The sequence below is a fragment of the Bradyrhizobium sp. CCBAU 25360 genome (genome assembly GCF_028128695.1).
GTDB lineage: Bacteria > Pseudomonadota > Alphaproteobacteria > Rhizobiales > Xanthobacteraceae > Bradyrhizobium > Bradyrhizobium ottawaense.
On the sequence record NZ_LBJA01000040.1, the window covers coordinates 102752 to 123370 of the forward strand.

The following is a 20619-nucleotide window of genomic DNA, read 5'->3' on the forward strand; positions in this document are numbered from 1 at the left end:
AAAAAGGGGGAAGATCAGGTCGAGACGATACCGAGGCGGCCGAGCGGCGGCGCCTCGCGGCCGGCGGCTTTCGCAGCGTCGCGCACCAGGCGCTCGAGCACGGCGAGATAGTCGAGGAAACGGCGGCGCCCGGTCTTGGTGAGGCGGCAGGTGGTGTGCGGGCGGTTGCCCTCGTAGCCCTTGGTCACCTCGACGAGGCCGGCCTCCTGCAGAACGCCGAGATGCCGGCTGAGATTGCCGTCGGTGAGGCCGCAGAGCTGTTTAAGGTCGGCGAATGCCAGCCCCTTGGGATGCCCCATCAACGAGGTCAGAAGCCCGAGCCTCGCCTTCTCGTGGATCACGCGGTCGAGCCCTTCATAGGAGAAGGGCGCGCTGTCAGTCTTCGACATCATGGTCTCCGGATGCGACATAGAGAATGCCCGCCATCACCGACTGCCCGATCACGAAGGGCAGGCCCATGGTCCACGGCGACAACGTGTGCGTCTGGCTCGCGAGCACCACCACGGCGAAGCCGGACACGAAATACCAGGCACCGGCGAGCGCAACGGTGCGCGGCAGCGAGCGGACGGAAGCGAAAATGCCGAGCGATACCAGGATCTGCCACAGGCCCGGGAGCAGCCAAAGCGTCTCGCCCGCGAACTTCCACATCACCACCGCGAGCAGCACGCCGGCAACGCCTGCCGGCAGGAACTGCTCGACCGCCTGGTGGATCATCGCGTCGGCCAGACCCGAATGATGGCGGTGCGAACGCGCACGCATCTCGATCCCGATGATCAGGCCGGACAGCGCGGCGGCTATGAACCAGCCGAGGAAAAAGCCGAGCGGCTCGCCGGTGGGATCGCCCAGCAGCCAGAATTGCAGGATCGCGGTGAGTAGCGCGACAGCGCCGGTCGCTGCCATCGTTGCCGGGCCATAGCCGCGGAACGCCGTACCAGCCGCAATCTGGCTGCGAATCGCCACGATGTCGGCCAGTGCCTTGTCGAGATCGCGCATTGGCAACGGCAGAACCTCGCTTCGCCCGTGTCTCCGGGATTGCTCGTCCCGTTACTTTGTGATGCAAAGTATATGGCATCGCAAAGCAAACGCAAGCTCGAAAGTTGCTGCAAGAGGATACCGCCGGCCCAGACAACTGCCGGTTGCGCATCCCCTACTCCCGTAGATAAGATGCGGTCCAAAAGCGTCCCGGGGGCTGGTATGTGGCTTAAGTCATTAATTCTCGGATCTTTATTGCAAATTGGTATCGCCGGAGCCGCGAATGCGGCGGGCCCGTTCGGCAGCGTCAATGTCGGCAATTGGATCGGCGGCGCCTTCAGCAACGACCAGACCGGCGCCTTCTCCCATTGCGCCGCGACGACGCCTTACCTCAACGGCGTTATCCTGGTGGTCGGCTACAACGCTGTCGGCACCTGGTCGCTCGCCTTTGCGAGTCCCAGCTACCGCTTCAAGCAAGGTGAGAACGCCGCGATCGACGTCATCTTCGACGGACAGGAGCAGGCGAGGCTGTTCGCCACGGCCAATCAGCCGAACATGCTCACGGCGGTCATGCCCGCCAACGTGGTGCGTACATTTCAGAAGGCAAGCCTGATGGTCGCAACCAGCGGCCGCACCGTGCTGAATTTCGATCTGACATCGACCGGGCCGGTGATCGCGGCATTGGCGAATTGCGTGAGCAAGGTGAAAGCCGACGGGCTCGACAAGGCCGGCGACTTCACCAAGGGGGCGGCCAAACCGGCCGCCACGGCGGAGAAGCAGCCATCACCGCCGGCGGGCAGTAAAGTTGCCAGGGCCAAGACCGGCACCGGCTTCGTGGTGAGCGCGAACGGTCACATCGTCACCAATCACCATGTGATCGACGGCTGCGTTGGCGACATCAAGGGCAATCTCACCGGTGAGGTCTCGATGGTGCTGCGCGTCGTGTCGAGCGACGCAAGCAACGACCTCGCTCTCCTGCAGGCGCCATCGACGACGACATTCAAGGACTTTGCGCGGATTCGCGACCGCTCGATCCGCTCCGGCGATTCCGTCATCGTCATCGGCTTTCCGTTCCATGGCTTGCTCTCGTCGGACTTCACCGTGACGACCGGCATCGCGAGCTCGCTCAGCGGCATGCGCAACGATACGCGCTTTCTGCAGATCAGCGCGCCGGTGCAGCCCGGCAATAGCGGCGGCCCGCTGTTCGACACCACCGGTCAGATCGTGGGCGTGGTCACCGCAAAGATCCCGGCGTTGCGCATCGCCGCCGCGACCGGCAACATTCCGGAGAATATCAACTTCGCCATCAAGACGGGTGCGCTGCGCGACTTCCTCGACAATTCCGTGGTGCCTTACCAGACCGCCGAGCCGAAGGGTGAACTCAAGACCACCGACATCGCCGGAAACGCGCGGCCGTACACGATGCTGATCTCGTGCAACGCGACGGAGCAGGCGGAAGCGAAACGATAGCGGCGCGAGCCGTAAGCCGGACGGAGCGACATCCGGCTACGAAGTCAGTCGATCCTCAATACGGAGCAACAGGCCGCACGCGCCGCGGCGGCCGCGGTTGCGCCGGCAGCCCTTGGCCGTAGGCGAAACGCGGATTGCGATCGCAATACAGCAGCCGGCCGGACACGCTGGCCTGGCATTGTTCATAGGTGCTGTAGGTGCATTCGCCGGGATAATCAAATTCGCCGCCCTGGGCGCACCATGGATAGTCGCGCGCGGCCGCGGGCGTGACGGTGGCGAAGCCGGCCAGGACCGCCGCACTGAACGTCAGCAGCACCAATTGCGTCTTGCGCATGATCCAACTCCTCTCTAGCTGGCCCGAGATACGGCGCCATCCCTTATCAGGTTTCGCAGCGCCGTTTTATTCCAGATCAACGAAACAAAGCACGCAAGAAAAAAGCCCTGCCGGACGGCAGGGCTCCTATCCTCACGATCACAAGACCGCTACTCGACCTTCAGGCCGGCGAACTCGACGACCTTCTTCCACTTCTCGGTCTCGGCCTTGATCTCCTCGCCGAACGCCTCGGGCGTCTGCGCCCGGGGCTCGCCGCCGAGCTCGACCAGACGCTTGGCCATGTCGGGCTCCTTGATCACCGCGTTGACCTCGGCGTTGAGCTTGGCGATGATTTCCTTCGGCGTGTTCTTCGGCGCGCCCATGCCGAACAGTGCGCTGGCCTCATAGCCCTTGACGGTGTCGGCGATCGGCTGCACGTCAGGCAGCTGCGGCGAGCGTTCCGTGGTGGTGACGCCGATGGCGCGGAGCGAGCCGGAGCGGATGTGCTGGATGATCGAGGGCATGTTGTCGAAGATCACCTGCACCTGGCCGGCGAGCATGTCGGTGATCGCGGGCGCCGCGCCGCGATAGGGCACGTGCTGCATCTTGCAGCCGGTCATCGCCATGAACATCTCGCCGGACAGATGCACCGAGGTGCCGTTGCCGGACGAGGCCATGTTGACCTTGCCGGGATTGGCCTTCACGTATTCGATGAACTCGGCGACGTTCTTGGCCGGCACGTCCTTGTTGACGGTCATCACGTTCGGCACGCGCTGGAACGAGGCGACCGGCGCGATGTCGCGCACGAAGTTGAACTTCAGATTGGTGTAGAGCGAGGCGTTGATGTAGTTGGCCGGATTGACCAGCTGCAGCGTGTAGCCGTCGGGCTCGGCATTGACGACCGATTCGGTGGCGATATTGTTGCCGGCACCCGGCTTGTTCTCGATCACGAATTGCTGGCCGAGCTTTTCCGACAGGCGCTGGCCGATCAGCCGCGCCAGGATGTCGGTGGCCCCGCCCGGCGGATAGCCGACCACCCATTTCACCGGGCGGGCCGGATAATCGGCGGCAAGGGCCTTCGACAGCGGGGTGGCTGCAAGCGGACTGGCGGCGAGCAGGCCCAGCGCGGTACGGCGAGTGATCATCTCAAGGGTTCTCCCAACGTGTTGTTCTTGAAGCCAGATAGCTTGAAGCCGGCGTCCGCGAGGTTGTAACAAAGCTTGCCGCAGGCGCAAAGTGGGCGGGGCGCATCGCGACGAAAGGATAAGGCATGGTCGTCAAGGTCGAAGCCCTCGATCATCTCGTGATCAACGTCGCCGACGTCGCGGCCACCGCGGAGTGGTACGGCAAGATTCTCGGCATGGAAGTCAAGGTGTTCGACCCCGGCGGCGGCAAAGCGCCGCGGACTTCGCTGGTCTTTGGTAACCAGAAGATCAACGTCCGGCCGCGCGATGCCGACAAGGTGGAGTGGTTCACCGCGGACCATCAGACCGCCGGAAGCGAGGATCTCTGCTTCCTCACCTCCGCCACGCCCAATGAGGTGGTGGCGCATTTGCAGGCACACGGTGTCGCGATCGAGGAAGGCCCGGTTCCCAAGCAGGGCGCGCGCGGCACGCTGCGCTCGGTCTATTGCCGGGATCCGGACGGCAGCCTGATCGAGATTTCGTCGTACGAGGATTGAGAGAGGGTGGGCTCGCTGCCCGCCCCAAACACCGTCATTGCGAGGACCTCTTGCGACGAGGCAATCCAGACTGCCCCCGCGGAGACGGACTGGATTGCTTCGCTGCGCTCGCAATGACGGGGAGAGAGCGTGCATTTCCGCGTCCCCGCGGATCTTCTCGCCGCGCCGTCCGGTGGCAGGAAGACGCAATCATCAAAAGGCAGCCGCCATCAAGATGCAGGCTGCACGGGAGGAATCATGTCGCTTCAACAGACCCCAGCCGGAATCGTCGGCCCATTCGACGGGCTCGACGTGCCCTGGCTCTTGAGGATGCGTGCCGAGGTCCGGCGTGATCATCCGTTCCTGATCTGGGCGCCGTTCGATGCGCCGGCGCGGCGCTGGAGCTATGGCGAATTTCACGAGCGGGTCGGCGCGCTCGCGGCAGGGCTGGCACGGCGCGGCGTGAAGCCGGGCGAATATGTGCTCATTCATCTCGACAATTGCATCGAGGCGCTGCTGGCCTGGTTTGCCTGTGTCGAGCTAGGGGCCATCGCGGTCACCACCAACACGCGCTCGGCGCCGGCCGAGATCGCGTATTTCGCCGATCATTGCGGCGCGGTCGCCGCGATCACGCAGCCGGCCTATGCGGAGATCGTCGCGCAGAATTGCCGCAACATAAGCTGGATGGTGGTGACCTCGCACGATGCGGGGGCGGCGCCGGCGCTAGGCGTCTCGCGGGGCGACAGTTTTGAATCCCTGTTCGCCGACAGCGCCGACCGCCCCAGGCGCGCAGCCGATCCGCTGGCGCCGTGCAGCGTGCAGTACACCTCGGGCACGACCTCGCGCCCCAAGGCGGTGCTGTGGACCCACGCCAACGCGCTGTGGGGCGCGAAGATCAACGCCGCGCACGAGGACCTGCACGCCAGCGACGTGCACCAGACCTATCTGCCGCTGTTCCACACCAATGCCCTCGCCTACTCCATGCTGGCGACGCTGTGGGTCGGCGCCACCTGCGTGATCCAGCCGCGCTTCTCCGCGAGCCGGTTCTGGGGCGTCGCGCGCGAGCATGGCTCGACCTGGACCTCGACGATCCCGTTCTGCATGAAGGCACTGCTCGAGCAGGAGATCCCGAAAGACCATAAATTCCGCCTGTGGGGCACCGCGATCAACGAGCCGCCGGCCTTTGCCGCCTTCGGCGTCAAGATGATCGGCTGGTGGGGCATGACCGAGACCATCACCCACGGCATCGTCGGTGAAGTCGACCAGCCCAACATACCCATGTCGATCGGCCGCGCCGCGCCGGAATATGAAATCCGCATCACCGGCGACGACGGCCGGCCGACCGAGGTCGGCGACACCGGCAATCTCGCGATCAAGGGCATCCCCGGCCTGTCGCTGTTCGCCGAATATCTGCACAACGAGAATGCGACGCGCGAGAGTTTTGACGCGCACGGCTTCTTCCTCACCGGCGACCGCGTCGAGCGACTGGAAAACGGCTTCATCAAGTTCGGAGACCGCGCCAAGGACATGCTGAAGGTCGGCGGCGAGAACGTCGCGGCCTCCGAGATCGAGCAGGTGATCGCGCAGGTGCCGGGCGTGCGCGAGGCGGCTGTCGTGGCCAAGTCGCATCCGATGCTGGACGAAGTGCCTGTGGTCTTCATCATCCCGCAAGGCGGTGTCGCCGGTGCTGCGGCTGATCTGCACGAGCGCGTGATGGAAGCCTGCCGCAAAGGCCTCGCCGACTTCAAGCTGCCGCGCGAGATCAGGTTCGTCGACGACATGCCGCGCTCGACACTGGAGAAGGTGGCGAAGGCGGAACTGCGGAAGATGGTGGGGTGAGGACGGTGCCGTAGGGTGGGTTAGCGAAGCGTAACCCACCACTTCTGTCTCTGCGGATACCAAAGAGGTGGGTTACGCCTTCGGCTAACCCACCCTACGGCATCTCGCCTAAAACGCCCCCAGCGCCACGGGCCTGAACGCCTGCAGCAGCTGCTGATCGAGCTTGCCGCCCATGCCTTCCATCATCCCGAACGCACGGGAATGCGTGAAGGGCATGCGGTAGGCGCGTTTCTCGACCAGCGCGGCGTAGATGTCGACGATCGTCGTCAGACGGACGATGTCGCTGATCTGGTTCGACGACAGGCCGTTCGGATAACCTGAGCCGTCGAGGAATTCGTGGTGATGCAGCACGACGTCGAGCATCTCCGGCGGGAACCCGCCTTGGGCTGCGAGCGCGTCATAGCCGCGGCGCGGATGCTGGCGGACCTCGGCCATCTCATCGTCGGAGAGCTTGCCGGGCTTGTCGAGCAGCGCGGAGGGAACGAAGGCCTTGCCGACATCGTGCAGCAGCGCGGCGCGGGTCAGGCGGCGCTGGTCGTCCTCGCGCATGCCGAGGTGCTGCGCGAAGGAGACGGCGAAGCCGGTGACGAACAGGCAGTGCCGGTAGCTGCCGACATGGTGGCAGCCCACCGTGGTGAGCCATTCGCGCAGCGAGGAATGCTTGATCGCCTTCAGGATCTTGCTCTCGGCGGCGATCACGTCGTCGAAGGTCAGGGGCACGCCGAGCGGCAGCTTCTCGAACATCTTCGCCAGCACCGCGTGCGCCGCCTCGACGCCGCGGTTGAGCGTCTTGCCGCGGTCGGTCGCGTCATAGGCGGCGGTGTCCGGGAAGGCTGCGCGGATGCGCTGAAGGATGGCGTCCGCCTGGAGCGGCCGCGAGATCGTGTCGGTGGCGCCCAGCGCCCAGGCCTGCATGGTGCCGTGATGCAGGGCATCGGCGAGCACGAACAGCCGCGGCATCGAACGATAGGCATCGCCGCGCAGCTTGTTGCGCACGCGCTGCACGCTTTCGGGCGAGCGCAGGTTGATATCGACCACGAGGCCGGAGAGATCGCGCGAGGGCTGCTCGGGAATCCCCTGCGTCGTCACCGTCGAGACATCGCCGACCGCCTTCAGGATGCTGGCGAGCTCGGTGCTCTCGTCGCTCCGGTCGGAGGCGAGCAGAAGCCGGCGTTTGGCGGCGGTTTTGGCTGAGGCGTTCATGACTTCCCCAAAGCACGGGATTGGATTTGGCGTCAGCCTAAGCCGGATCAGGTTCTCCGGCCCTTAAGAGGCGTGCTCAATGGAACTTTGCGGAATTGGGCGCAATTTTACGGATGTGGGTTCCAGGAGGGAGAACTCAAAAATCGCGAAAACAACCCCATGCACAGTAGGAAGCCATTGATGGATGAGAGGAATTCTCACCGTCATGCCGGGCTCGTCCCGGCCATCCACGGCCTTTGGCCCCGGAGCACGAAGAACGTGGATGCCCGGGACGAGCCCGGGCATGACGGCTTGTGGGGATACGGATCACCACAAACAAATCCGCCGGAGGTTGGCCTTCGGCGGATCGTCTCATCCTGCAATCACGCTCGGCCCTACGCCTTCATGCTCGCCTTCACGGCTTCCGCCGTGATCGGCAGTGCCCGCACACGGGCGCCTGAGGCGTTGAAGATGGCGTTGCCGATGGCGGGGGCGACCACCGTGACCGCGGGCTCGCCGACGCCGGTGGCCTTCTCGCCATTGGCGATCACGGTAACCGCGACCTCGGGCATCTGGCTCATGCGCAAGGGCGTGTAACTATCGAAATTGGTCTGCTCGATGCCACCGTCCTTCAGCGTCGCCTTCTCGTACATCGCCAGCGACAGGCCCCACAGCGCCGCGCCCTCGACCTGGGCACGGATATTGTCGGGATGCACCTGCGTGCCGACGTCGGTTGCGACCGTGAGCTTCTTCACGGTGACCGCGCCCGACGGCGCCACCGCGACATGGGCGACGCACGCCGTCCAGCTTGCGGTCGCGCGCTCCTGCGACGAGACGCAGGCAACCCCCATGCCCTCGCCTTTCGGCAATGGCCTGGTGCCGTAGCCCGACAGTCCCATCGCGGCGAGCAGTGTGTTGCGCAGCCGCTGCGCGCCGCCGTCGTTCTTGCCGGCGCCGTCGAGCAGCGAGATGCGGAACTGCGCGGGATCCTTGCCCGTGGCAGTCGCGATCTCGTCGATCATGCTTTCGACCGCCCAGAAGGTCCAGCCCGGCGCCACCGAACGGAGCTGGCCGGACGGCGTGGCGTTGTGCGCGAGCTCGTTCTTGATCGCGCGCACATAATGGTTGGGCACGGTGTAGAAGAAGTCGGCGCCGTTCACCGTGAAGCTGTCGAGCGGACCCTTCTTGTCGACCGAGGGCGTCAGGAAATCGGGGATTCCCCAGCGCGCGGTCGGCCAGGCCGAGACCACGTCGTGGCTGAGCGCGACGAGCTTGCCGTCGCCGTCCACGCCGGCCTTGACCTTTTGATAGGTGAGCGGACGCGAGAAATCCATCGTCATGTCGTTCTCGCGCGAGTAGATCACCTTGACCGGCTTGCCGACCGCCTTCGCCGCCTGCACCGCCGGAATCATCATGTCGGCATCGAGCCTGCGGCCAAAGCCGCCGCCCAGCCAATGCTGATGCATCACGACGAATTTCGGATCGATCCCGGCCGCACCCGCAGCGATCGCGCCGGAGCGCGTCGCGAACTGGTTGCCGGAATAGATGTGCAGGATGTCGCCCTTGAACTCCGCAGTGGCGTTCATCGGCTCCAGCGGCGCATGGATGTTGATGCTGGTGGTGTACTCCGCCTCCACCACCTTGGCCGCCGAACCGAAGGCCGCGTTCGGATCGCCGTCCTTGACGAAGAACTGGCCGGAATCCTCCAGGCCCTGAAGCCGCTTGGCCTCGTCCAGCAGCGACTGGCTCGACAGTTTTGCGTTCGGACCGCCGTCATAGGCGATCTTCAGCGCATCCGCCGCCTTGCGCGCGTTGGCGTAGGTGCTCGCCACCGCGACGACCCAGCCGGAGGTGGTTCCGGTCTTGTCGTCGAGGATGACGGCTTTCATGAAGCCGGGCACCTTCTTGGCATCGCTGTCGTCGACCGACTTCACCGTCGCGCCGAAGCGTACCGGCGGGGTCACCACCTTGCCGTAGGCCATGCCCGGCAGCATCACGTCGATGCCGTACTTGGCCGTGCCATTGGTCTTGGAGGGGATGTCGAGCTGCGGCACCGACACGCCGATCATGGTGTATTGGTCCGGCGTCTTCAGCTTGATCGCCTTCAGCTCGTCCGGCGTGAAGGTCTTGGTCGCCTTGCCGCTCTTGACGATGTCGGCAAACGACATCTGCTTCCTCGACTTCGGATGCGAGACGATGGAATCGCGCACCACCAGCTGGTCCTTGAAGTAGGGCGGCAGCCCCATGGCTGCAGCGGCGGCCTCCGTCAACGCAAAGCGACCGGCCGCACCCGCCCGGCTCATCGCCTCGAAGTTCATCATGGTCGACCAGCTGCCGCCGGTGATCTGTGCGCCGAGCACGGGATCGTTGAACTTCGGATCGTTGGAGGCGAGCGCGACGCGCATGTCGCTCCATTTCGCGCCCAACTCCTCGCAGACGATCTGCGCCATGGTGGAGGCGATGTGCTGGCCCATGTCGGCCTTGCCGCAGGTCACGGTGACGAGACCATCCGGCGAGATCGCATACCAGACGCTCGGCTCGAAATTGGCGGGAGCCGCAGCCGACGCGGAATCGATGCCGGGCACGCCGGCATAGCCGAGCACGAGGCCGCTTGCGGCGGTGCCGACGAGGAAGGAGCGGCGGCTGAGATCGGTCGTCGCGGGGGTGACGTTCTTGACGTGCTTATTCATGTGGGCCTCCGTTCGTTGCCGGAGGCGGACGCGGTGCGCATCTCGGATGCGGCTCGCATGATCGCCTTCTGGATCCGCGAATAGGTCATGCAGCGGCAGAGGTTGCCGTCCATATGCGCCACGACTTCTTCCTTGGTCGGATTGGGATTCTTCGACAGCAGGGAAGCTGCCTGCATGATCTGCCCGGACTGGCAGTACCCGCATTGCGGCACCTGCTCGGCGACCCACGCCTTCTGCAAGGGATGATCGCCCTTGGCGGAAAGGCCTTCGATGGTGGTGATCTTCTTGCCGGCGACATCGCCGACCATGGTCTGACACGAGCGTACGGCTTCGCCGTTGACGTGCACGGTGCAGGCCCCGCACAGCCCGGCACCGCAGCCGAACTTGGTGCCGGTCATCTGCAATTGCTCGCGGATCGCCCAGAGGAGCGGCGTGTCGTTCGCCGCATCCACGGACATACTCCGCCCGTTGATGGTGAGTGTTGGCATAGGCGTCTTCCCCTGCCGGTGCATGAAGCCGCTTACGGCGGCAACTTGAATAGCGGACGCCCACCGGGCTGGCGTCAGCCTTGGCGGCGAGAATGATCGGGTTCGCGTGCCGTGGCAAATGCAATTTGGAACGAGTCGAAAAAAGCCGCCTCTGCACTTGCTCGTTGTGCGCCGCGCCAACGGCGCCGACGCAGCCACTGGACACAACAGCGCGTGCGTCAGACATGCTTGCCATCGCGTTCAGGCAGTTTCTTCCAGGTAACTTGGCGAAGTAGAATGCAGCCAACCGCGAACCTTACCCTCCCCTGGAGGGGGAGAGTGAAACACTGAGATTGCGGCTAGAACAAAAAGAAAAGGGGCGGAAGCAATGCCAAGGATCGATCGCGACGGCGTCAATATCTACTACGAAGTTCACGGCGACGGTCCGCCGCTGCTGCTCACCCACGGCTATTCCTCGACGTCGGCAATGTGGCACGGGCAGGTCGATGCGCTCGCGAGGGACCACAAGCTCGTGCTGTGGGACATGCGCGGCCACGGCCAGTCCGATTATCCCGATGATCCCAACGCCTATAGTGAAACTCTGACGGTCGGCGACATGGCGGCGATCCTCAACGCTGTCGGCGCTGAGCGCGCGATCATCGGTGGTCTCTCGCTCGGCGGCTACATGTCGCTCGCGTTCTATCGCACCTATCCGCAAGCCGCCCGTGCGCTGCTGATCATCGACACGGGGCCCGGCTTCAAGAAGGACGACGCCCGCGATGCCTGGAACGCGCGGGCACTCGGCACCGCCGACAAGCTCGATCGCGAAGGTCTCGACATGCTGAAATCGGCCACCCGCGAGCGCGCTACCGCGAGCCACCGCAACGCCAGGGGATTGGCGCTCGCCGCGCGCGGCATGCTGACCCAGCGGGATGCGCGCGTGATCGAGTTGCTGCCCGACATCAGGGTGCCCTGCCTGATCGTGGTCGGCGCCGACGACACGCCGTTCCTCGCCGCGTCCGATTACATGGCGGCAAAAATCCCCGGCGCACAAAAGGTCGTGATCAACGCGGCCGGCCACGCCGTCAACATCGATCAACCCAAGGCTTTTGTTGACGCGGTCGAGCCTTTCCTGAAGAACTTGCCGGCATAGGCCGGACAATCAGGGACGCAAGACCATGATGCGAGCGATCTTCGCGGCGGGCGCAACAGCGGCCCTGTTGTCGGCAGCGCACGCCGAACCCTTCGGCACTGTGCCGCCGCGCCAGCCCTTCGTCACGACCTTGTCGAACAATACGCCGCTCGCCTTCGGCATGGATGCCGAGCAAACCGCCCGCGCCCTCGGGCAGCCGCTGCAATATGTGCGCGGGCGTCCCGGCAACGAGATCTATCTCGCGCTGCGCAACATCGGCGGCAGCGGCTTGATCCCCTACCGCCACCGCCTGTTCCTGCAATTCCGTCATGGACGGCTGGCAGGGTGGAAGGAGGATTACGGCGAGAACTGGATGTGGGAGTAGGTGTTGCCGCTCACGGCCTCAGACCACGGCGCATGATGAGCGGAGCTTTACGCTGAAGTTTCGGCTTCGTCATGGCCGGGCTTGTCCCGGCCATCCACGATCTTCCGTGCGGCACCAAGAACGTGGATGCCCGGGACATAGGCGAGCGAAGCGGCCGTCCTTCAGACGGCTATGCCCGGGCATGACGAGATTGTGGAACGAGCGAATTTCCCTATCGACGACCAACCAAGAAGGACAACCCGCGTGGGACACGACATCAAGCTGACGGCCTCCGACAATTTCCAGTTTGGCGCCTATCGCGCCGATCCCCGTGGTACGCCGAAGGGCGCGGTGGTGGTGATCCAGGAGATCTTTGGCGTCAATTACCACATCCGCTCGGTCTGCGACCGCCTCGCCGGGGAAGGCTATGTGGCGATCGCGCCGTCGATCTTCGACCGCACCACGCCGGGCTTCCAGTCGGGCTATTCGCCCGATGAGATCGCCGAAGCCCGCAAGTTCGTCGCCAGCCCCGATTGGGCGGCGATGCTGCGCGACACCCAGGCCGCGATCGATGCGGTGAAGAGCGTGGGCCCGGTGGGCATCATCGGCTTTTGCCTGGGGGGCAGCATCGCCTTTGTCGCGGCGACGCGGCTGTCGGGACTGAAGGCTGCGATCGGTTATTACGGCGGCGCGGTCGTGCGCTTCGCCGACGAGACGCCGAAGGTGCCGACGCAACTGCATTTCGGCGAGAAGGATGCGGGCATCCCCCTGACCGACGTCGAGACCATCAAGTCGAAGCGGCCGGACGTGGAGGTGTTCGTCTATCCGGGCGCCCAGCACGGCTTCCATTGCGACGAGCGCGCGAGCTACGACAAGGCCAGCGCCGACATCGCTTGGCCGCGCAGCATGGACTTTTTCGCGAAGCATTTGAAATAGGGCGCGTCTCTTTCGTCTGTCATTCCGGGGCGACGCGTCAGCGTCGAACCCGGAATCCATCGGGCGTCAGCGATGGTGGCGCGATGGATTCCGGGCTCGCGCTATCGCGCGCCCCGGAATGACAAGAGGAGAGAGTTGCGCCATCTCAAAGCAGGAATCGGGTGGCTGCATCCTGCCGCCCGGCGATAGAGCTGGCCAATCGAGCCAACTCACGCCGGGAGATCGCCATGCCGCAAGCCATCACGCACCTCGTCATCCGCAATCCGTTCGGAACCATGGATGCCCCCTCACCCGATGATTACGAAGTGATGGCTTATGCCGCGACGGCCACGCTGCCTGGCGGTGCCGCGGACGGCAATGCGCCGGCGTGGGCAGCGATCGCAGCGCCATCCGATCCGCTCGAAGGCATCTGGGCGAGCCGCTGGAACGGCGGCGCCGATCCGACCATCGCCGGCGACACGGCGGAGACGTGGAAACAAGGGCGCGCGGAAGTGCGCATCACGGGCAGCCGTATCTATCTGCGCTTCGACTGGGACAATGGCCGCCGGCACGGGCTGATCGAGGCCGCACGCGAGGGCGCGGATCGGCTGGTCGGAAAATATGTCAACCTGACCACGCCGGCGATCACACGGCCATGGGTCGGACGCGTCATCGACGCTAACAGGATCGATGGATGTTTTCCTGACGGGCGGCTGGATTTCAGGCGGTGAGCTAGAACCAGCGCTCGCCGACGAACACGGTGTCGCCGGGGTTCAAGGGGGTGCCGAGCGGCACCACGGCGCGCATGGAGCCGCCGTTCTCGGTGTGCGTGATGGTGACCACGTCGCGCTTGGCGCGGGGCGAGAAACCGCCGGCGATTGCGACCGCACTCTCGACCGTCATGTTCGGCACGTAAGGATATTGGCCGGGCGCCGTGACTTCGCCGAGAATGAAGAACGGGCGATAGGCCTCGATCTCGACCGCGACCGAGGGCTCGCGGATGTAACCGTTGCGCAGGCGCGCGGCGATCTCGCCGGCAAGGCCCGCCGTGGTGCGGCCGCGGGCCGGCACTGCACCGATCAGCGGCATGGTGATGGATCCGCCGGCGTCGATGGCATAGCTGTTGGTGAGACCTTCCTGGCCGTAGACCACGACGCGGAGCTTGTCGCCGGCGTCGAGATGGTAGGAAGCGTCATAGCGCATCGGCGCGGCGTAGCCGACCGGCATCGGTGCGGGCGAAGAGGCAAAGGAATTACGCAGCGCGCCGATGGCGCCGCCGCCATCAGCGACGACAACCGGCTGCGGCGCACTGTAGGGCTGGCCATAGGCCATGGAATCGAGATCGGCGCGCGGCTGCATCACCGCGACGGGGCCGGCGGTCTGCATGCAGCCGCCAAGGGTCAGCGCGGCGGACGCTGCCAGGGACGCTGCCAAGATCGACCATCGAAACGCGCGTGCAACCGGCACCGGACCAATCCCTCGAAACGAGACGGCTTAAGTGATGCACCGGTTATGGTTAATAAAGCGTTGAGCGGGGCGGGGTGCTTTGCGGGCGCGATAGCTGCCGCACACTCCGTCATGCCCGGGCTTGTCCCGGGCATGACGAACTTCTGGTGGGACCTACGCGCTCACGCCGACGCCGATCGGGCAGGACACGCCGGTGCCCCCTAAGCCGCAATAGCCGGCGGGATTCTTCGCCAGATATTGCTGATGGTAGTCCTCAGCGAAATAGAATTCGCCTGATGGCGCGATTTCGGTGGTGATGGCACCGAGGCCTTTTGCAGCAAGCGCCTTCTGATAGAGCGCCTTCGACTCGTCGGCCGCCTTCTTCTGCGCATCGGAATAGGTGTAGATCGCGCTACGATATTGCGTGCCGACATCGTTGCCCTGACGCATGCCCTGCGTCGGGTTGTGGCTCTCCCAGAACGTCTGCAGGAGCTTCTCGTAAGACAGCTTGTTCGGATCGAACACGACCAGCACCACTTCGGTGTGACCGGTTCGTCCCGAGCAGGTCTCTTCATAGGTCGGGTTCGGCGTATGGCCGCCGGCATAGCCGACGGCGGTGGTGTAGATGCCATCGCCGAGCTGCCAGAACTTGCGCTCGGCGCCCCAGAAGCAGCCGAGCCCGAACACGGCCTGCTCGAGGCCAGCGGGATAAGGCGGCTTGAGCTTGCTGCCGTTGACGAAATGGGTGGTCGCGGTCGGAATGGCTTGCGCACGGCCAGGCAGCGCTTCAGTTGCGCTCGGCAATGCGGTGGTCTTGCGCATGAACAGCATGATTGGATCTCCGCAGACGAGCCGTCCGTCGCCCGAGCCAGATGCTCAGGCGGCGTGCTCGCGATCAGGTGGGAATATAGGGATCTACGCTGGCGAGAGCGGCCTTGTTACGCCGAACGCCTCGCGAGCGCTCAATCCCGGGAATTGAGGATCAATCCCGGGAATAGCCGATCAGCGGTTTCCGCGGCCGGAACAGGATCATCAGCAGGATGCCGAGAATGCCGAGGACGGCGAACACCGGCTGATCCAGCAGCAGGCGGATCACCGAGGTCCAGAGCCAGGGCGCCTTGGCCTCGACCCAGGTGCGGAATGCCGATTGGCTGGCCTGATTGATGTCGTTCCAGAACTGGCCGAACCGGGTGAATTTGAGGGTCTGGTCGGCCACCCAGCGGGCGCCGTCATAGACCATGAAGATGAACCCGCCAGCGAGCAGCAACAGCCCAATCAGTCGGAAAAAACCGCGGATCATGCCTCACCTTATATGGTCGTCCGATCGGAGGAGCCGACAAAACGCCGCCAGCCAATAGCCGGGAGACGGCAGAAATTCAACCTCTTCAGGGCGTTACGACGCCCCTGGAGCGCCCCGGGGGCCGCTTTTCCAGCCTGGAAAGCGTTGACGGTGCCGAAGACCCTCTCTATAAGGGCGCCAACTGGCGGCGGGCGCAATCCTGCCGCCGCTGTTCTTTGAGCAGTTGCAGGCTCCTTGGGCTTAGAGCTCTTTGCGGCCTCATGTTCCGGGGACAGCCCAGCAACCGAACACCCTAAATCCGAGCGTCGATTCCGCGGTCAAGCAAGCCGGCGCTACCCGACCAAGACGCGACCGGTACCCGCAAAGGATATTGAGACCATGGCCAATACCACTTCCGCCAAGAAAGCGACGCGCAAGATCGCCCGCCGCACCGCCGTCAACAAGTCGCGCCGCACCCAGATGCGCGGTGCCGTGCGTAACGTCGAAGAAGCCATCGCGACCGGCGACCGCGCCGCTGCCGTGAAGGCGCTGGCGAATGCCGAGCCCGCCTTGATGCGCGCCGCCCAGCGCAACATCATTCACAAGAACAACGCCAGCCGCAAAGTCTCGCGCCTCACCGCGCAGATCGCCAAGCTCGCCAAGTAACGAGCCAGGTAACGGCGAACCAATCGGTCGGCCGATCCGATCGAACATCGCACGCGTCAAACAGCCCGGCATCGCGCCGGGCTTTTTTGTTGCCAGTCATATTCACTCAACCGGTCACGCCACAGTCGATCTTCGATCGGAAGGTTTGCACCGCCTGCGCTATTCTTCGTTCCGTAGTTCTACCTGCCGATGTCTTGCAACAGTGGAAACTTTCACCGCGTTGCAAAAACCCCTGTGCTGCGGGGCTAAGATGAATTCGCGCACGCAGGAGTTCTGCACACCGTAGATTCACCGGAACGCGCGTGGCTATGGAGTTACCCTGTGAAACGAGACTCAAAAAGCGATGTCTCGCTAATCACTTATCGACATAGCGACCGCAAGCATTTGGAAAATTCGCCGACACGTCCGGCGCGTGACGAATTTGTAAAAATTTTTTTAGCAGTGACGGAGAATTGTCACATGATGCCCGGCATTCTCGATTCTGTGCACGAATCCAAAAACTTGCTTCCGAGCCTGTGAACAACTCCCGCGCGGCGTTAACCGAGGTCAAGTTTTTTGACGCCTCAAGTGTGAATCAATTTCGTTGCGAGTCTTTCCGCATAGTGTATTCCTTAAGTCGTCAGCGGCGCCCACGATCTTCAGACCAGCGCGGTTTAGGAAACGGGGCGAGCGTGCAAATCGGCGGCGGTGTGCACGTAGGCGACGCTTCAAAAAGCGAATGTCGGATCAAAAACCCATAGCAATATGGGAATGGTATCTCTTTGTCTGAATGTCTCCAAGCGGGATCTTGCGTATCCCGATCGCGCGAGACGCACGGACATCGCAAAGTTACCCCGACACGAGCGATGGCGAAGCCGAGCGGACGAACAGTGCAGACGGGCAGGGCATCAGCGATTTTTCGTCGCGGGTGTCTTCAGAAGCAGGACCTTGTCGTGAGCGATCACGGCAGGACGGGGAGGTATCATGGCCTACGGATTCAACGCGGTATTGACACAAGTTCCATCGTTCAACGATGCCGTCTCCGATCCGTCCAGCGTTCAGCCTCCCACGTGCGAGGGCGCGTCGAGTACGCGCTGACCTCGCGAACTCTCCATCTCCGACATCGCTGATCTGACCCGCGGCGTTTGCGCCGAACGGTCGAGCTATGCCTGACGATGGACTCGCTTGAGGTCGCGCCATGACCAGGGAACCCCTGCATGGCGCTCACAACGCAACCTTATCTCTCAAGAGAAGTTTTTTGACGATGACAATGGAACAGGATCGCTGGTCACGCGTGAAGGGTCGGCTGCGCTCGACCGTCGGCGAAGACGTTTACACGAGCTGGTTTGCGCGCATGGATCTGGAAGGCGTGCAGGACGAGAGCGTGCGCCTCTCGGTGCCGACCCGGTTCCTGAAGAGCTGGATTCAGGCTCACTATGCCGAGCGCGTGTTGTCGTGCTGGCAGGCCGAGATGCCCGAAGTGCATCGCATCGACCTCACGGTGCGTTCGGCCGTGCGCCCGGTGATACAGCCGAAGGAAGCCCCCGCGCCGGTCGAGACGCGACGCACGCCCACACCGGAGCTGCGCTCGACCGCGACCGCGCCGGTGTCGGCCAATCACGATGCGCTCGGCGGCTCGCCGCTCGATCCGCGCCTGACTTTCGCGAGCTTCGTCGTCGGCCGTTCCAACACGCTGGCGCATGCAGCCGCGCGTCAGGTCGCCGAAGGTCGCCGCGGCGACCCCGTGATGTTCAACCCGCTCTACATCCATGCCGGCGTCGGCCTCGGCAAGACGCATCTGCTCCAGGCGGTGACCTGGGCCGGCAATTCCGGTAACGAGCGCAAGGTGCTGTACCTGACGGCAGAGAAATTCATGTACGGCTTCGTCGCCGCGCTGAAGACGCAGACGGCGCTGGCCTTCAAGGAAGCGCTACGCGGCATCGACGTGCTGGTGATCGACGATCTGCAGTTCCTGCAGGGCAAGTCGACCCAGGCCGAGTTCTGTCACACGCTGAACGCGCTGATCGATGCCGGCCGCCAGGTCGTGATCGCCGCCGACCGGCCGCCGTCCGATCTCGAAAGCCTCGATGACCGCGTCCGCTCGCGGCTCGCCGGCGGCCTCGTGGTCGAGATGGGCTCGCTCGGCGAAGAGCTGCGTCACGGCATCCTCAAGTCGCGCGTCGCCGCGGCCCGCGCCCATCATGCGACCTTCGAGGTACCGGAGGAGGTGCTGCATTATCTGGCGCGCACCATCACCCATAACGGCCGCGACCTCGAAGGCGCGATCAACCGCCTGCTGGCGCACTCGAAGCTCAACAACCGGCCGGTGACGCTGGAGATGGCGGAGCACGAGGTGCGCGACCTGGTCCGGCCGCAGGAGCCCAAGCGGATCAAGATCGAGGACATCCAGCGCGTGGTGGCGCGGCAGTATAATGTCAGCCGCTCCGACCTGCTCTCCTCGCGCCGCACCGCCAACGTGGTGCGCCCGCGCCAGGTGGCGATGTATCTCGCCAAGACGCTGACCCTGCGCTCGCTCCCCGAGATCGGCCGCCGCTTCGGCGGGCGCGACCACACCACGGTGCTGCACGCCGTGCGCAAGATCGAGGCCCTGGTCTCCAAGGACACCGCGCTGTCCGAGGAAGTGGAGTCGCTGAAGCGCCAGCTTCAGGAATAAACGCCTAAGGCACTCCTGCCATTCTCCCGCCGCCCCGGCCATGCCTGGGCGGCGGTTTTCATTTGGGCGGTAAATCGTGGGAATCGTGCGGAACTGGCCCCCGATCCCTTGAATCCGGGGGCCATCCGAGCCACCTTGCGCGACCCTGGCGGCTTTGGTCATATCGGTTGGATGGCCCTGACCTGCCGGGGTCATCGGTGCCGCGGCGGGGCTTTTCGACCGCCCGGCGTCTTCATTTTGGGGATCGGGCGAGTAGTGCAATGAAGGTTACGGTCGAACGCGCGCAACTCCTGAAGTCACTGGGCCACGTCCACCGCGTGGTCGAGCGCCGCAACACGATTCCGATCCTCGGCAACGTGCTGGTCCGGGCCGAAAACGCCAAATTGTCGCTGAAGGCAACCGACCTCGATCTCGAGGTGACGGAGACGCTGCCGGCGGAAACCGCGACCGCGGGCTCCACCACCGTGCCAGCGCACATGTTCTACGACATCGTGCGCAAGCTGCCCGACGGCTCGCAGATCGTGCTGGAAGCCGACGGCGACCGCGCGGTGCTGGCGATCCGCGCCGGCCGCTCGCGCTTCACGCTGCAGACCCTGCCGGAGAATGATTTCCCGGATCTGGCCGCCGGCGACATGTCGCACTCCTTCTCGCTCGCCGCCAAGGACGTCAAGCGGCTGATCGACCGCACCCAGTTCGCGATCTCCACCGAGGAGACCCGCTATTATCTCAACGGCATCTACCTGCACGCCGCCGGCACGCCCAAGGCCGCTACCTTACGCGGCGTCGCCACCGATGGCCACCGCCTCGCCCAGCTCGATTTGGTGCAGCCGAAGGGCGCCGAGGGCATGCCCGGCGTGATCGTGCCGCGCAAGACCGTCGGCGAGGTGCAGCGCCTGATCGAGGATACCGACGCCGAGATGACGATCGAGCTGTCGCAGGCAAAAATCCGCTTTACGATCGGGAACGTCGTGCTGACCTCGAAACTGATCGACGGCACCTTCCCCGACTACGGCCGCGTCATCCCGCAGGGCAACGACAAAGAGCTCGTCGTCGACAAGAAGGACTTTGAGAACGCGGTCGACCGCGTCTCGACGATCTCCAGCGAGCGCGGCCGGGCGGTGAAGCTGTCGCTGTCGCCGGGCAAGCTGGTGCTGTCGGTGACCAATCCGGATTCCGGCAGCGCGACCGAAGAGCTCGAGGTCGAATACGCCTCCGACGCCCTCGATATCGGCTTCAACTCCCGCTATTTGCTCGACATCGCAGCCCAGATCGAAGGCGACGTCGCAACGCTCAGGCTTGCCGATCCGGGCTCGCCCACCCTGGTCCAAGACCGCGACGACAAAAGCGCATTGTACGTGCTGATGCCGATGCGGGTGTGAGGGACGTGCTCCTCCTCTCGGGATACCTTGTACGCGGAGACAACCCCTCGCCCGGATTCGCTGCGCGAAGCCACCCTCTCCCACAAGGGGAGAGGGTGAAGCTACAGCCTTCCCTGTCGCCACAAGCGCGACGCACATTGTTGTGCCCTCTCCCCTTGTGGGAGAGGGCATCTCCGCTGGCGGATACACACT

At 64.3% G+C, this 20619-nt stretch carries 20 protein-coding genes; 10 read left to right on the top strand and 10 right to left on the bottom strand.

The features are described from left to right. Window positions 1-14: 14 nt before the first annotated feature. Complete coding sequence (locus XH81_RS19965; protein WP_028139565.1) at window positions 15-389, bottom strand: winged helix-turn-helix domain-containing protein; 375 nt, start codon at window positions 387-389, stop codon at window positions 15-17. Beyond that, window positions 376-993 (bottom strand): hypothetical protein, encoded by a 618-nt coding sequence (locus XH81_RS19970; RefSeq protein WP_028139564.1) that lies wholly within the window; start codon window positions 991-993, stop codon window positions 376-378. The genes XH81_RS19965 and XH81_RS19970 overlap by 14 nt, the downstream gene beginning before the upstream one ends. Window positions 994-1194: 201 nt before the next feature. Here XH81_RS19970 and XH81_RS19975 point away from each other — a divergent pair, with 201 nt between their 5' ends. Continuing rightward, window positions 1195-2442, top strand: coding sequence for a S1C family serine protease (locus XH81_RS19975; protein WP_028139563.1), 1248 nt, complete (start codon window positions 1195-1197; stop codon window positions 2440-2442). A 55-nt stretch (window positions 2443-2497) separates the two neighbouring features. On the opposite strand, the gene XH81_RS19980 is transcribed toward XH81_RS19975, so the two are convergent. After that, a complete protein-coding gene (locus XH81_RS19980; protein ID WP_028139562.1) occupies window positions 2498-2776 on the bottom strand; it encodes a DUF3551 domain-containing protein in 279 nt (92 codons plus the stop codon). A gap of 149 nt (window positions 2777-2925) precedes the next feature. Then, window positions 2926-3900, bottom strand: coding sequence for a Bug family tripartite tricarboxylate transporter substrate binding protein (locus tag XH81_RS19985; RefSeq protein WP_028139561.1), 975 nt, complete (start codon window positions 3898-3900; stop codon window positions 2926-2928). A 125-nt stretch (window positions 3901-4025) separates the two neighbouring features. Between XH81_RS19985 and XH81_RS19990 the strand changes: the two genes are divergently transcribed. Further along, complete coding sequence (locus tag XH81_RS19990) at window positions 4026-4436, top strand: VOC family protein (protein ID WP_028139560.1); 411 nt, start codon at window positions 4026-4028, stop codon at window positions 4434-4436. 237 nt (window positions 4437-4673) lie between these two features. Further along, on the top strand, window positions 4674-6254 hold the full coding sequence (locus XH81_RS19995; protein ID WP_028139559.1) for an AMP-binding protein: 1581 nt from the start codon (window positions 4674-4676) through the stop codon (window positions 6252-6254). Between the two features lie 108 nt (window positions 6255-6362). Here XH81_RS19995 and XH81_RS20000 read toward each other — a convergent pair whose 3' ends face one another. The 3 genes from XH81_RS20000 to XH81_RS20010 all read right to left on the bottom strand — a co-directional run bounded on the left by XH81_RS20000 (window position 6363) and on the right by XH81_RS20010 (window position 10614). Beyond that, window positions 6363-7457: an HD-GYP domain-containing protein gene (locus tag XH81_RS20000; RefSeq protein WP_028139558.1), complete on the bottom strand. Its 1095-nt coding sequence runs from the start codon at window positions 7455-7457 to the stop codon at window positions 6363-6365. Window positions 7458-7831: 374 nt separating this feature from the next. Beyond that, the gene (locus XH81_RS20005) at window positions 7832-10126 is read right to left on the bottom strand and encodes a xanthine dehydrogenase family protein molybdopterin-binding subunit (RefSeq protein ID WP_271596344.1); all 2295 of its coding nucleotides are present in this window, start codon (window positions 10124-10126) and stop codon (window positions 7832-7834) included. Then, complete coding sequence (locus XH81_RS20010; protein WP_028139556.1) at window positions 10123-10614, bottom strand: (2Fe-2S)-binding protein; 492 nt, start codon at window positions 10612-10614, stop codon at window positions 10123-10125. Before XH81_RS20010 ends, XH81_RS20005 begins: the two co-directional genes overlap by 4 nt. A 367-nt stretch (window positions 10615-10981) precedes the next feature. On the opposite strand from XH81_RS20010, the gene XH81_RS20015 reads away from it, so the two are divergent. The 4 genes from XH81_RS20015 (at window position 10982) to XH81_RS20030 (ending at window position 13735) form a co-directional block, all read left to right on the top strand. Then, the gene (locus tag XH81_RS20015; RefSeq protein WP_028139555.1) at window positions 10982-11746 is read left to right on the top strand and encodes an alpha/beta fold hydrolase; all 765 of its coding nucleotides are present in this window, start codon (window positions 10982-10984) and stop codon (window positions 11744-11746) included. Between the two features lie 25 nt (window positions 11747-11771). Beyond that, the gene (locus XH81_RS20020; protein WP_028139554.1) at window positions 11772-12110 is read left to right on the top strand and encodes a hypothetical protein; all 339 of its coding nucleotides are present in this window, start codon (window positions 11772-11774) and stop codon (window positions 12108-12110) included. A gap of 243 nt (window positions 12111-12353) precedes the next feature. Next, window positions 12354-13025 carry a dienelactone hydrolase family protein gene (locus XH81_RS20025; RefSeq protein ID WP_028139553.1) on the top strand — a complete coding sequence of 224 codons (672 nt, stop codon included), beginning with the start codon at window positions 12354-12356 and terminating at the stop codon, window positions 13023-13025. A 227-nt stretch (window positions 13026-13252) separates the two neighbouring features. Further along, entirely contained in the window at window positions 13253-13735 is a 483-nt protein-coding gene (locus tag XH81_RS20030) for a hypothetical protein (protein ID WP_028139552.1), read from the top strand. A gap of 1 nt (window position 13736) precedes the next feature. On the opposite strand, the gene XH81_RS20035 is transcribed toward XH81_RS20030, so the two are convergent. The 3 genes from XH81_RS20035 to XH81_RS20045 form a co-directional block, all read right to left on the bottom strand. Continuing rightward, on the bottom strand, window positions 13737-14471 hold the full coding sequence (locus tag XH81_RS20035; RefSeq protein ID WP_028139551.1) for a polysaccharide biosynthesis/export family protein: 735 nt from the start codon (window positions 14469-14471) through the stop codon (window positions 13737-13739). Window positions 14472-14624: 153 nt separating this feature from the next. Further along, complete coding sequence (msrA, locus tag XH81_RS20040; protein ID WP_028139550.1) at window positions 14625-15281, bottom strand: peptide-methionine (S)-S-oxide reductase MsrA; 657 nt, start codon at window positions 15279-15281, stop codon at window positions 14625-14627. A 151-nt stretch (window positions 15282-15432) separates the two neighbouring features. Further along, the gene (locus XH81_RS20045) at window positions 15433-15750 is read right to left on the bottom strand and encodes a hypothetical protein (RefSeq protein WP_028139549.1); all 318 of its coding nucleotides are present in this window, start codon (window positions 15748-15750) and stop codon (window positions 15433-15435) included. Window positions 15751-16128: 378 nt separating this feature from the next. Here XH81_RS20045 and rpsT point away from each other — a divergent pair, with 378 nt between their 5' ends. The 3 genes from rpsT (at window position 16129) to dnaN (ending at window position 20427) form a co-directional block, all read left to right on the top strand. Further along, a complete protein-coding gene (gene rpsT, locus XH81_RS20050) occupies window positions 16129-16395 on the top strand; it encodes a 30S ribosomal protein S20 (protein ID WP_018319466.1) in 267 nt (88 codons plus the stop codon). Between the two features lie 1243 nt (window positions 16396-17638). Beyond that, window positions 17639-19048 carry a chromosomal replication initiator protein DnaA gene (gene dnaA, locus XH81_RS20055; RefSeq protein ID WP_028139548.1) on the top strand — a complete coding sequence of 470 codons (1410 nt, stop codon included), beginning with the start codon at window positions 17639-17641 and terminating at the stop codon, window positions 19046-19048. A gap of 260 nt (window positions 19049-19308) precedes the next feature. Beyond that, a complete protein-coding gene (gene dnaN, locus XH81_RS20060) occupies window positions 19309-20427 on the top strand; it encodes a DNA polymerase III subunit beta (protein WP_018319464.1) in 1119 nt (372 codons plus the stop codon). Window positions 20428-20619: the final 192 nt, after the last annotated feature.